The sequence below is a fragment of the Achromobacter sp. FW305-C-30-7 genome, from assembly GCF_058783105.1.
In genome coordinates, this window is record NZ_JBYSYI010000019.1 from 1 (window position 1) to 12,501 (window position 12,501).

Sequence of the window (12,501 nt, forward strand, 5' to 3'; positions counted from 1 at the left end):
GATGAGGATGGGGAAGTCCGGAGCGAACGCTCCGGACCGCAATCGTTGCCCCGCGCCCCGCAGGCCGCCGACGCGACGGGCGCCTTAAGAACCAACCACCACCGCAAACACCAAACCCCAAACCCACAGAACCATCCCAGCCCTTTACACTCCCCCGAAAGCCACAAAAGACACGGAGACAACACATGCGCATTTTGCTGGTCGAGGACAATCTCGATCTCGGCGATGCCGTGGAAAGCAAGCTGCGTTTCGCCGGCCACAGCGTGCAATGGGTGCGCGACGGCGTGGCGGCGTTGCGTTGGGGCCTGGACGAAACCTGGGACGCGCTCGTCCTGGACATCAACCTGCCCGGCAAGGACGGATTTACCGTTATCCGCGAACTGCGCGCCGCCGGGCTGGAAGCGCCCGTGCTGGTCATGACCGCGCGTTCCGAAATCGAAGACAAGATCGACATGCTGGACCTGGGCGCCGACGACTATCTGGTCAAGCCCTTCGACCTGCGGGAACTCGAAGCCCGGCTACGCGCGCTGATGCGCCGCCCCGCCGGCCAGACCAGCAGCCTTACCGTCTATGGCAACCTCAGCCTGGACCTCGCCAACCGCAACGTCAGCGTGGCCGGCGCGCCGCTGGAGTTGGGACGGCGTGAATTCCGCCTGCTGGAGATCCTGCTCGGCAAGCTGGGCCAGACCGTCGCCAAGGAACGGCTGATGAACCAGCTGTTCGACCTGGACGACGGCACGCTCAATGCGCTGGAGTTGCTGATATCGCGGCTGCGCAAGAAGCTGGCGGGCGCCTCGATCGATATCGTCACTGTGCGCGGCGTCGGCTATCAGGCCCGCAGCCATGAACAGCCCTGAAAATTTCTCCATCCGCCGCCGCGTCTTCGCGCTGGGCGTGCTGTTGCTGGCCTGCGCGCTGATCGGGCTGGTGTTCTTCCTGCGCGGCTACGCGCAGCGCGCGGCGGAACAGGCTTTCGACCGGCTGCTGGCGGCCTCGGCGCTGACCATTGCCGGTTCCGTGCAGATCGAGGACAACAACGTCACCGTCGAGCCGCCGGTGTCCTCGCTGGCCATGCTGTCCGGCGGCGAACGCGTGTTCTACGAGGCCCGCACTTCCAACGGCCGCCTCATCACCGGCTACGACGACCTGGCGCCCGGCCTGCCGCTGGCGCAGTCGGCCACGCCGGTATTCGCCTACCTGCGCTATCACGACGAACCCGTACGCGTTGCCACTGTGGGCCGGCTGGTGTCGGCCAGCCAGCATGCGGGCTGGGTCACGGTGCGCGTGGCCGAGACGCTGGGATCGCGCGAGGCGCTGGCCGACGAGATCCTGGGACGCACCGCGCTGCCGCTGGTGGTGGTGTCGCTGGTGGCGCTGGGCCTGCTGTGGTTCGGCGTGCAGCGCGCCTTCGCGCCGCTGGGCGTGGTGGAGCGGGAATTGCGCAGCCGCGCGCCGGACGATCTGGCGCCGCTGGTCACGCCCGTGCCGCGCGAGGTGCGGCGGCTGGTCGAGGCCTTGAACGCCTTCATGCAGCGCCTGTCCGGTGTCATGGGCACGCTCAACACCCTGGTGGCGGACGCCGCGCACCAGGTGCGCACGCCGCTGGCCTCGCTGCGCGCGCAGGCGGAAGTGGCGCTGGACGAAACCGATCCGCAGCGGCTGCATGCGCGCCTCGAACGCATCCACCTGAACGCCACGCATGCCAGCCAGCTGATCAACCAGTTGCTGATGGACGCCACCATCACCCATCGCCTGGGCAAAGGCTCGCGCACCCTGGTGGGCGTGGCCGAGACCGTCAACGAAACACGGCGCCGCATCGGCCCGCTGGAGGCGCAGCGCCTGCGCATCGAGATCGCGCCCGAGGTCCGCCGCGCCCGCATCGCCGGCGACCGGGTCGCCTTGCGCGAGATGCTGCGCAACCTGGTGGACAACGCCCTGCGCTATGCACCCGACGGCCCCGTGGACATTCAGGCCACGCCCGTGGCGGGCTTCCGCGTGGCGCTGACCGTGTCCGACCGCGGCCCGGGCGTGGCCGACGACGAGAAAGAAGCCGTGCAGCAGCGCTTCACCCGCGGCCGGGCCGGCGAAACGCTGCCCGGATCCGGGCTGGGGCTGTCCATCGTGCGCTCGGTCGCCGTCGCCCACGGCGGCTCGCTGTGGCTGCAGGACCGCCCGGGCGGCGGCCTGACGGCACGCGTGATCCTGCCGCTGGCGCGCTCCGCGCCGGGGCGCGCGGCCGCCGCCTGCCTGGGCGCGCTGTGCCTGGCGGGCCTGCTGCTGGCCTCATCCTCCAACGACGCACGCGCCGCCGACATCCCGCAAATCGTCACCCGCTATCCCGCGCCGCAACCCACGTCCCGCGTCCTGACCATCGCCGGCCCGACGGATACGCCGGTGGTTGCACCGCTGATCCAGGGCTTCCAGTCGCAACGGCCGGACGTGACCGTGGTGTACCGCGAGATGGGCAGCCGCGAACTCTACGAGGCCGCCATCGCCGGGCAGTTGAAGGACGTGGACGTGCTGATGAGCTCGGCCTCGGACCTGCAGATCCGGCTGGCCAACGACGGCTATGCGCTGAGCTACTCGTCGCCCTATGCCGCCAAGCTGCCGTCCTGGGCCATCTGGCGCCACGAGGTCTATGGCTTCACCTTCGAGCCGGCCGTCATCGTCTACAACCCCAAGCGCTATACCGAAGCCACCGTCCCGCGTTCGCGCCAGGATCTGCTGCGCCTGCTGGAACGCGACTCCGCCAAGCTGCGCGGCCGGATCGGCACCTACGACATCGCGGCCAGCAGCGTGGGCTATCTGCTTGCCGAACAGGACGAGCTGGTGTCGTCGAACTTCTGGGGGCTGGCCAATGCCATGGGCCAGGCCGGCGTGCGCCTGTCGGCCACCAGCGCCGAGATCCTGGACGCGATCGAGCACGATCAGATCGACATCGGCTACAACATCCTCGGCTCCTACGCGCTGTCGCGGCAGGCGGCGGGCGCAGCCATCGGCGTGGTCTTTCCGCAGGACTACGTGCTGGTGCTGGCGCGTTCGGTGCTGATCGCGCGCAAGGCGCCCAGCCCGGAACTGGGCCGCGCGCTGGTGGACTGGCTGCTTTCGCCGGCCGGCCAGCAAGTGGCGTCCAGCCATGCGGCGCTGGGCTCCATCATGGAGGACACGCCCGGCCGCTGGACCTCCGAAGCGGTGCTGGCGCGTTCACAAGGCATCGTGCAGCCGGTGGTGCTGAGCCCCGCCCTGCTGGTCGGACTGGACCAGCGCCGCCATTCGCGCTTCGTGCAGAACTGGATCCGGTTGGTGACGGATACGCCGGCGCGGCCGTGACGGTCGCGGACGCGCGGCGTCCTTGCCAGCAAGGGATTTCCCCTAGGCGCGACCTGTCGCCATGACAGGACGGCGACAGACGCCGGCTCCTAAGATGCCCGCAAGCTGGACACGGATCCCGCTCGTACCAATAACTCATCGGAGACACACCCATGCTTGCCAAGTCCCAACTGGCGGCCGCCTGCGCCGCTGCATTCGCCCTTGCCGCCGGCAGCGCCTTTGCACAGCAAGTGCCGGCCGGCTATCCGGCCGACTACCAGAAGATCCTGGACGGCGCCAAGAAGGAAGGCAAGGTCGTCATCTATTCGACCACCGACACCAAGGCTGCCGGCCCCGTCATCAAGGGCTTCGAAGCGCTGTATCCGGGCATCAAGGTCGAATACAACGACATGAACAGCACCGAGCTCTACAACCGCTACATCAGCGAGCAGGCCGCGGGCGGCACCAGCGGCGACATCGTCTGGAGCTCGTCGATGGACTCGGCGCTGAAGCTGGCCAGCGACTACGCCCTGCAGTACAAGTCGCCGGAAGTCGGCAAGCTGCCGGCCTGGGCAGTGTGGAAGGATTCGGCCTACGGCACCACCTACGAGCCGGCCGTGTTCATCTACAACAAGCGCCTGATCCCCGCCGCCGAAGTGCCGACCACGCACGGCGCGCTGGCCAAGCTGATCGCGAGCCAGCCGGACAAGTTCAAGAACAAGGTCACCACCTACGACATCGAGAAGTCGGCCGTGGGCTTCATGCTGGCGGTGCAGGACAAGGTCAACGATCCCAAGTACTTCGAGACGCTCAAGGGCATCGCCGCAGGCGGCCTGATCGTGCAATCGTCCACCGGCACCATGATGGAGCGCGTGTCGTCCGGCGAAAACCTGATCGGCTACAACATTCTGGGTTCGTACGCCGAAACCCGCGCCAAGAACGACCCGTCGCTGGGCGTGGCCTATCCCACCGATTACGCGCTGGTCCTGTCGCGCGTCGCGTTCATCAGCAAGAAGGCCAAGAACCGCAACGCCGCCAAGCTGTGGATGGACTACCTGCTGTCGCAGAAGGGCCAGACGATCCTGGCGAACCAGGCCGATCTGGCCTCGGTGCGCGACGACATCGAAGGCGACAACGACGTGGACGGCATGACCAAGAAGCTGGGCGCCTCGCTCAAGCCGATTCCGGTCAACGAAACCCTGCTGGACTACCTGGAGCAGAACAAGCGCCTGCAGTTCATCAAGGACTGGCGCGCCGCGGCAGGCAAGTAATGCCGCGCGGCCCGGAACGATGCAACGGCTCCGGATCGCCTTGCGCGTAGGGGACGGCGGCGCGCCGCCGTCCGCCTGACCGCCGCCGGGGCGGTCGCCTCCGACCCGGCCGCGCGACCTTCGCGCCATTCAAGAACACAGGATTCCCCATGCAGTCATTGCGCTCGAAATGGCAGTCCCTGCCCCGCGGCGTGGTGGTGCTGATCACGGCTTTGGCGATTTATGTGCCGCTGTCGTTCATCATCATCCAGAGCTTTCTGTCCGCGCCCTTCTTTGCCCCGTCCAAGACCTTCAGCCTGGACGCGTTCCGCTTCATCTTCGCGGACCCCGATTTCTACAAGGCCCTGAAAAGCGGCTTCATCCTGGCCTTCGGCCTGGCCGTCATCGCCATCCCGTTGGGCGGCATGCTGGCCTTCCTGATGATACGCACGGACCTGCCGGGCCGGCGCTGGATCGAGCCGCTGATCCTGGTGCCGGTGTTCGTGTCGCCCATGGTGCTGGGCTTCGGCTATGTGGTGGCCGCGGGCCCCGTGGGCTTTTTCTCGATCTGGGCGCAGAACCTGCTGGGGTTCGTGCCCTGGAACGTCTATTCGCTGACCAGCATCGTCGTCATCGCCGGCCTGACCCACGTGCCGCACGCCTACCTGTACATCTCGTCGGCGCTGCGCAGCATGGGTTCGGACGTGGAAGAAGCCGCCCGCGTGGCCGGCGCCTCGCCGCTGCGCGTGATGGTGTCGGTCAGCCTGCCCATGGTGCGTCCGGCCATGCTGTACGCGACCGTGCTGCTGTTCTTCCTGGGCCTGGAAGTGTTCGGCCTGGTGCTGGTGCTGGGCGACCCCGAAGGCAACCTGGTGCTGGCCACCTACCTGTACAAGCTCACCAACAAGCTGGGCATCCCGTCCTATCACCTGATGGCCGCCGTGGCCGTGGTGCTGATCTGCATGACGATCCCGCTGGTGATGCTGCAGCGCCGCCTGATGCGCACGGCCAACCGCTTCGTCACCGTCAAGGGCAAGGCCTCGCGGGCCCGCGCCCTGCCGCTGGGCAAGTGGCGCTGGGTGGCTGGCGCGGTGGTGGCGTTCTGGCTGCTGGTGACCATCGTGGTGCCGCTGCTGGGCGTGCTGCTGCGCGCCTTCGTGTCCAACTGGGGCATGGGCGTGTCGCTGTTCGACGTGCTGTCGCTGGACGCGTTCCGCACCGTGTTCGCGCAGCCCAACCTGATGCGCGCCATCGTCAACTCGGTGGCCATCGGCGTGTTCGGCGGCGCGCTGGCCGTGATGTGCTACATGTTCGTGGGGCTGGCCATGCACCGCAAGCCCGACAACATCACGCGCTTCATGGACTACAGCGTGCTGGTGCCGCGCGCCGTGCCTGGCCTCTTGGCCGGCCTGGCGTTCCTGTGGGTGTTCCTGTTCGTGCCGATGTGGCTGGACAATGCCCTGGACGAAGGCGGCTGGCTGTCGGCCCTGCCCTTCGCGGAATGGCTGCGCGAGAACTTCATCGAATGGCTGCGCGCCATGCGCAGCACCATCTTCAGCGTGTGGCTGGCCTACACGGTGGTATGGATGGCGTATGGCCTGCGGCTGATCTCCTCGACCCTGCTGCAGGTAGGCCCCGAACTGGAAGAGGCCGCCCGCAGCGCAGGCGCGCGCCGCGGCCAGGTCACCCGCCACGTCACGGTGCCGCTGGCCAAGTACGGCCTGATCGGCTCCTGGCTGCTGATGTTCCTGATCTTCGAGCGCGAGTACTCCACCGGCGTCTACCTGCTGTCGCCCGGCACCGAAACCATCGGCTCCATGCTGGTGTCGCTGTGGGCCTCGGGCGCCATCGACATCGTGGCCGCGCTTTCCTTCATCAATATCGTTCTGGTCGTGATCGGCCTGGGCATCGCCCTGCGATTCGGAGTCAAACTTCATGATTGAGCTTTCTGTAGAAGACCTGCACCTGGATTACGGCGACAACCCGGTGCTCAAGGGCGTGTCGATGCAGCTGCGCCAGGGCGAAGTGGTGTCGCTGCTGGGCCCCTCGGGCAGCGGCAAGACCACCCTGCTGCGCGCCGTGGCCGGCCTGGAAGGCCCCAAGCGCGGCCGCATCACCATCGGCGACCGCGTCGTGTATGACGGCGCGGCGAAGAAGGAGATTCCCGCCGAGGAGCGCAACCTGGGCCTGGTGTTCCAGTCCTATGCGCTGTGGCCGCACAAGACCGTGTTCGAGAACGTGGCTTACCCGCTGAAGCTGCGCAAGGTGCCCGGCGCCGAGGTGCGCGAACGGGTGCAGGCGGTGCTGGACCAACTGGGCCTGGGCAAGCTGGGCCAGCGCCATCCGCACGCCCTGTCCGGCGGCCAGCAGCAGCGCGTGGCCATCGGCCGGGCGCTGGTGTACAGCCCGCCCGTGATCCTGCTGGATGAGCCGCTGTCCAACCTGGACGCCAAGCTGCGCGAAGAGGCCCGCGCCTTCCTGCGCGAGCTGATCATCCGCCTGGGCCTGTCGGCGCTGATGGTGACGCATGACCAGAGCGAAGCCATGGCGATTTCGGACCGCATCCTGCTGCTGAACAACGGCAAGATCGAACAGCAGGGCACGCCGCAAGAGATGTACGGGTCCCCCTCCACGCTGTTCACCGCTGAATTCATGGGCAGCAACAATCGCCTGGACGGCAAGGTGACCGAAGTGCGCGACGGCCAGGCCCGCATCGAGGGCCGCGGCTTCTCTGTGTGGGGCAAGGCCAGCCCGGGCCTGGCCCAGGGCCAGGACGCCACCGCCGTCATCCGGGTGGAGCAGGTGCGCCTGGCGGACGACCCTGACGGCAACCACCTGGACATGCCGCTGCTGACCAGCATGTATCTGGGCGACCGCTGGGAGTACCTGTTCCGTACTCCCGACGCCGACCCAGCCCACACCCTGGCCCTGCGCGCCTATGGCCCCGAAGGTCGCGAACCCGGTCCCTGCCGGCTGGCCCTGCCCGCCAGCAAGGTCTGGGTCTTTCCCCGCACCGCCGCCTGAGGAGGCGCCCGGCGCCCACCCCGGGCGGTTACAAGCCCGGGGCCCAGGGCTCCCGCGCACGCGGCGTAGGCTGTCAGTGTGAACCGCCCCTGGCGCCCGGCGGACCTGGACTCGCTCTACAATGCGCTGGTGCAACGCCTCGCTGATTCCCCTTCCCCGCTGAGCCGTTACCTGCGGTGGCTGGGCGCACCCGCCCAGCATTACCTGCGCATCGGCATCGCAATATCGCTGTTGGTGCACGCCGGCGCCCTGGCGTGGCGCTTTGGCGCGCCCGCGCTCTCGCGCCCGCCGGTCACCAGCCTGGAAGTCGTGCTGCTCAATGCCCGCAGCGAGACGCCCCCGGACACCCCGCGCGCGCAGGCCCAGAACCAGATGAGCGGCGGCGGCAACGCCGAGCGCGGCATGTCCACCACCCCGCTGCCCCGCACCGGCGAATCGGCCGAGACCATCGTGCTTGAAGCCATGCGCCGCCGCCAGGTGCAGCTGGAAGCCGAACAGACCCGCCTGATGACCCAGCTGCGCGCCGCTGACAAAGCCGGCGCCGAGCGCCAGGCCGTCAACCCCTGGCCCGACGGCGCCGACCTGGGCCGCGACGCCGAGGACCAGGCCAGCCTCATCCAGAGCGCCCAGGTGGCCGCGCTGGCGGCGCGAGTCCAGCAGTACAGCGCCGAACCGCGCAAGCAATTCGTGGCCCCCTCCGCCGAGGCCTCGCGCTATGCCGCCTACCTGGACGCCTGGCGCACCCGCATCGAGGCGGTCGGCACCCAGCACTACCCGGACGAGGCGCGCGGCCGCATCTATGGCTCGCTGCGCATCACGGTGTCCGTCCGCGCCGACGGCAGCATCGCCGATGTCGAGATCGACCAACCCTCGCCGCACGCCGTCCTGAATCAGGCGGCCCGCCGCATCGTCCAGCTGGCCGCGCCCTTCCCCCCGTTCCCGCCCGATATCGCGCGCGACACGGACGTGCTGGTCATCACCCGCACCTGGCATTTCGTCAACGACACCCTGGAAACCCAAGCCCCATGACCGAGGCGCCCCCTCTTGCCCGATACGCCGTCATCGGCAACCCCATCGCGCACAGCCGCTCGCCTCAGATCCACGCCATGTTTGCCGAACAGACCGGCAAGCCGCTGCGCTACGACCGCCTGCTGGCGCCGGTGGACGGCTTTGCCGATGCGGTCGCCGCTTTCGTGGCCGAGGGCGGGCTGGGCCTGAATGTGACGGTGCCCTTCAAGCTGGACGCCTACGCCCTGGCCGCCGGCCGCCTGTCCAGCCGCGCCCGCCTGGCCGGCGCGGTCAACACCCTGTCCTGGCGCGACGGCGCCTGGCACGGCTGCAATACCGATGGCGTGGGCCTGGTGTCCGACCTGCTACGCCTGGGCGTGCGCCTCACCGGAGCATCCGTGCTGCTGGTCGGCGCCGGCGGCGCGGCCCGAGGCGTACTGCAGCCCCTGGCCGAGGCCGGCTGCGGCCGCATCCACGTCGTCAACCGCACCGCCTCCAAGGCGGAAGAACTGGCCGCCTCCTGGCGCGACAGCGGCGTGTCGCCGCAGACGGCGGTCACGGGCGGCAGCCTGGCTGACGCCGCCCAGGCCGGCGGCTGGAACCTGGTCGTCAACGCCACCGCCAGCGGCCTGCAGAACGCCGCCCCCGACCTGCCCCCCGGCCTCTACGCGGCCGGCGCCGCCGCCTACGACATGATGTACGGCGCCCGGCCCACCGCCTTCATGCAGCAGGCCGAAGCCGACGGCGCCGCCCTGACGGCCGATGGCCTGGGCATGCTGGTGGGCCAGGCAGCCGAAAGCTTCTACATCTGGCATGGCGTGCGTCCCGACCCCGCCCCGGTGCTGGTCGCGCTGCACGAGGCGCTCCAGGCCGGGCAATAAGCGGCATGGCGACGCGCAAGGGCCGCTCCTGGTTCCGGATCATCAGCGGCGCGCTGATGGCGCTGGTATGCCTGGTGCTGCTCTATCAGTTCTGGCTGTTCGCCCAGGTGGTCTGGTACAACTACCGCCCCCCTGGCAGCAGCGCGATCATGCGCGAGGAACGGTCCCGCCTGAGCGACGGCAACCCCGATTTCGAGCTGAAGTACGAATGGGTGCCCTACGACAAGATCAACCGCAACCTCAAGCGGGCGGTCGTGGCGTCCGAGGACTCCAACTTCACCGAGCACGACGGCGTCGAATGGGATGCCATCCGCAAGGCCTGGGAATACAACCAGAAACAGCAGGACGCCGGCCGCAGCAAGATGCGCGGCGGCTCCACCATCACCCAGCAACTGGCCAAGAACTTGTTCCTGTCCAGTTCCCGCAGCTACATCCGCAAGGGCCAGGAACTCGTCCTGACCTACATGATCGAACATGTCATGAGCAAGGAGCGGATCCTGGAGCTGTATCTGAACGTGGCGGAATGGGGCGAGGGCGTGTTCGGCGCCCAGGCCGCCGCCAAGCATTATTTCAACACCACCGCCGCCAACCTGGGGGCCAGCCAGTCGGCCCGGCTGGCGGCCATGCTGCCCAACCCGCGCTTCTACGACGCCCACCGCAATACCCGGTATCTGAACTCCCGGGTCGGCGTCCTGACGCGGCGGATGCAGATGGTCGAGATTCCCTGACACGGATCCAGCGCTCCGGCCCCACCTTCAGCGGCGGGATTTGTTAAGCTTTCGGGTTTAGGCGTTTCCCCTTTCTTTCATGCGCACCGCACGTCGCTACCTGGCCCGCGAGATTTATCGCTCTTGCGCAGTGGTCCTTTTGGCCCTGCTGGGCCTTTTCACGTTCTTCGCGCTGGTGGACGATCTGGACAACGTGGGCGACAAGTTCTCCATGATGGCCCTGCTGTACATGCAGGCCCTGGCGATTCCCACCCGTCTCTATGACCTTCTGCCCATCGGCCTGCTGATCGGCGCCATCCTGGCGCTGGCGGGACTGGCCCAGCGCAACGAACTGGTCATCCTGCGCGTGTCCGGCGTCAGCGGCATGAAGCTGCTGCGCATGCTCTGGATCGTCACGATCCCGCTGATGATAGGGGCGGGCCTGTTGTCCGAGTACGTCACGCCCTGGGCCGAAATCAAGTCCGGCGAAGCCAACCTGCTGTTCCGCGGCAAGGCCGGCGGCGACCGCCTGAACAGCGGCTACTGGTTCAAGGAACCCACCGCCGACGGCGGCACCCGCATCATCAACATCGGCGAACTCAAGGGCGACGGTCAGGTCAGCGCCGTGACCCTCTATGAATTCAAGAAGGACCAGACGCTGTCCGCGCTGTCCACCGCACCGACCGGCCTGTTCACCCAGGGCGACCTGCTGCTCAAGGACGTCACCGAAACGCGCCTGGACGACGAGGCTGCCGAAGCGCTGGCCAACGCGCGTCCGCCCAAGCACCCGCCCGCCACCGTGGTCAAGCTGCCCGAGCGCAATATCGACACCACGCTCAGCGCCGAGCGCCTGCTGGCCCGGGTGCTGACCCCTGAACGCATGTCCATCGCCACGCTGCTGGACTATGTTGATTATTTGCGCAACAACCAGCTGCAATATGGTCGACAGGTCGTCGCCTTGTGGCGCAAACTGGCATATCCGTTCACCCTGCTGGTCATGATCACCATTGCCGCCCCCATCGGCTTGATGCAGACGCGCCGCGGCGGCGTAGGGGCCAAGGTTTTCATCGGCATCCTGCTGGGCGTGGGCTTCTTCATGCTGAACCAGTTGGCCCTGAATGTGGGCATGCTGGGCAAATGGCCGGCCTGGCTGACCGCTCTGGGCCCGAACATCGGCGCCATGATCGTGGCGCTGGGCGCCATGGGCTATATGGAGTACCGCCACACCATCACGCGGATCGTGCAACAACGTTGGCCTTGGAGCAAAAGTCCCGCATGAACGGCAGTATCTGGATGATCGGCGACGTGCAGGGCTGCTGCTCGCCGCTGGATCGCTTGCTGTCCCACCCCGAACTGGTCGGCGATCCCCAGTCGCGTCTCTGGTTCGCCGGTGACCTGGTCAACCGCGGCCCCCAGTCGCTGGAAACCCTGCGCCGCATCATCGACCTGGGCGACCGCGCGACCACGGTGCTGGGTAACCATGACCTGCACCTGCTGGCCACGGCGGCGGGAGTACGCAAGCCTTCCAAATCGGACACGCTCGAGGACGTCCTGCGGGCGCCGGACGCGGTCGACCTGATCAACTGGCTGCGCTTTCGCCCGCTGGCCCATTTTGAACAGAACCATCTGCTGGTCCACGCCGGCACGCTGGCCAAATGGGACGTCGCCAAGACGCTGGCCCTGGCGGGCGAAGTCCAGGACGCCCTGCGCGGGCCGAACTGGCAAAAGGCGCTGCAGAAGATGTACGGCAACGAACCGGCCACCTGGAAGGAAGACCACAAGGGCGGCAAGCGCATGCGGGTCATCATCAATGCGCTGACGCGGATCCGCCTGTGCACGCCCAATGGCCACATGGAATTCGCCACCAAGGTGACGCCGGGCGCCTGGCCGACCGGCCTGGTGCCCTGGTTCGACGTGCCCAACCGCGCCACGCGGAACATCACGACCGTGTTCGGGCATTGGTCGACGCTGGGGTTGCTGCAGCGGCCGGATGTAATTTGCCTGGATACGGGGTGCGTGTGGGGCGGGTCGCTGACGGCTTTGCGGTTGCAGGATCGGAAGCTGGTGCAGGTGAAGTGTTCGCAGTTTCAGGATCCGTTGTCTGAGTAGCGGTTTCGGGGACTTTTTTCCGGTTCGGTTTGATTGCTTCGTGGGCCGTAGTGCTTCGTAGGCCGCACGTCGGCGCGGACGGCTGGGTGGCGAGCGCCCACGATTGCGGTCCGGAGCCTACGCTCCGGACTGCCCCTTCGTCATCTTCGTCCAGGCCTTCGGCCTTCCCTTCAGATTCCCTCGGGCGCATCGAGGTTGCTCGCCACCCAGCCG

General features: G+C 67.7%; 10 protein-coding genes. All 10 read left to right on the forward strand.

Going from position 1 to position 12,501, the window contains the following annotated elements; translation table 11 throughout:
• The first annotated feature begins 185 nt into the window (after positions 1–185).
• The gene (locus tag AC3WOB_RS31240) at positions 186–857 is read left to right on the forward strand and encodes a response regulator transcription factor (RefSeq protein WP_013391371.1); all 672 of its coding nucleotides are present in this window, start codon (positions 186–188) and stop codon (positions 855–857) included.
• Positions 844–3,330, forward strand: coding sequence for a sensor histidine kinase (locus tag AC3WOB_RS31245; protein WP_492277204.1), 2,487 nt, complete (start codon positions 844–846; stop codon positions 3,328–3,330). The genes AC3WOB_RS31240 and AC3WOB_RS31245 overlap by 14 nt, the downstream gene beginning before the upstream one ends.
• 152 nt (positions 3,331–3,482) lie before the next feature.
• On the forward strand, positions 3,483–4,580 hold the full coding sequence (locus AC3WOB_RS31250; protein ID WP_013391369.1) for an ABC transporter substrate-binding protein: 1,098 nt from the start codon (positions 3,483–3,485) through the stop codon (positions 4,578–4,580).
• A gap of 149 nt (positions 4,581–4,729) precedes the next feature.
• The gene (locus tag AC3WOB_RS31255) at positions 4,730–6,502 is read left to right on the forward strand and encodes an ABC transporter permease (RefSeq protein WP_013391368.1); all 1,773 of its coding nucleotides are present in this window, start codon (positions 4,730–4,732) and stop codon (positions 6,500–6,502) included.
• A complete protein-coding gene (locus AC3WOB_RS31260) occupies positions 6,495–7,583 on the forward strand; it encodes an ABC transporter ATP-binding protein (protein WP_492277205.1) in 1,089 nt (362 codons plus the stop codon). The genes AC3WOB_RS31255 and AC3WOB_RS31260 overlap by 8 nt, the downstream gene beginning before the upstream one ends.
• A 129-nt stretch (positions 7,584–7,712) precedes the next feature.
• Complete coding sequence (locus tag AC3WOB_RS31265) at positions 7,713–8,612, forward strand: TonB family protein (RefSeq protein WP_013391366.1); 900 nt, start codon at positions 7,713–7,715, stop codon at positions 8,610–8,612.
• On the forward strand, positions 8,609–9,472 hold the full coding sequence (gene aroE / locus AC3WOB_RS31270; protein ID WP_492277206.1) for a shikimate dehydrogenase: 864 nt from the start codon (positions 8,609–8,611) through the stop codon (positions 9,470–9,472). Before AC3WOB_RS31265 ends, aroE begins: the two co-directional genes overlap by 4 nt.
• A 5-nt stretch (positions 9,473–9,477) precedes the next feature.
• Complete coding sequence (gene mtgA, locus AC3WOB_RS31275; protein ID WP_013391364.1) at positions 9,478–10,200, forward strand: monofunctional biosynthetic peptidoglycan transglycosylase; 723 nt, start codon at positions 9,478–9,480, stop codon at positions 10,198–10,200.
• A gap of 79 nt (positions 10,201–10,279) precedes the next feature.
• Entirely contained in the window at positions 10,280–11,458 is a 1,179-nt protein-coding gene (lptG, locus tag AC3WOB_RS31280; protein ID WP_492277207.1) for an LPS export ABC transporter permease LptG, read from the forward strand.
• Positions 11,455–12,288 (forward strand): symmetrical bis(5'-nucleosyl)-tetraphosphatase, encoded by an 834-nt coding sequence (locus AC3WOB_RS31285; protein WP_013391362.1) that lies wholly within the window; start codon positions 11,455–11,457, stop codon positions 12,286–12,288. Before lptG ends, AC3WOB_RS31285 begins: the two co-directional genes overlap by 4 nt.
• Positions 12,289–12,501: the final 213 nt, after the last annotated feature.

Coding starts and splice junctions, on each gene's coding strand:
- AC3WOB_RS31240 (WP_013391371.1), top strand. CDS start 186: ATGCGCATTTTGCTGGTCGAGGACAATCTCGATCTCGGCGATGCCGTG.
- AC3WOB_RS31245 (WP_492277204.1), top strand. CDS start 844: ATGAACAGCCCTGAAAATTTCTCCATCCGCCGCCGCGTCTTCGCGCTG.
- AC3WOB_RS31250 (WP_013391369.1), top strand. CDS start 3,483: ATGCTTGCCAAGTCCCAACTGGCGGCCGCCTGCGCCGCTGCATTCGCC.
- AC3WOB_RS31255 (WP_013391368.1), top strand. CDS start 4,730: ATGCAGTCATTGCGCTCGAAATGGCAGTCCCTGCCCCGCGGCGTGGTG.
- AC3WOB_RS31260 (WP_492277205.1), top strand. CDS start 6,495: ATGATTGAGCTTTCTGTAGAAGACCTGCACCTGGATTACGGCGACAAC.
- aroE (WP_492277206.1), top strand. CDS start 8,609: ATGACCGAGGCGCCCCCTCTTGCCCGATACGCCGTCATCGGCAACCCC.
- mtgA (WP_013391364.1), top strand. CDS start 9,478: ATGGCGACGCGCAAGGGCCGCTCCTGGTTCCGGATCATCAGCGGCGCG.
- lptG (WP_492277207.1), top strand. CDS start 10,280: ATGCGCACCGCACGTCGCTACCTGGCCCGCGAGATTTATCGCTCTTGC.
- AC3WOB_RS31285 (WP_013391362.1), top strand. CDS start 11,455: ATGAACGGCAGTATCTGGATGATCGGCGACGTGCAGGGCTGCTGCTCG.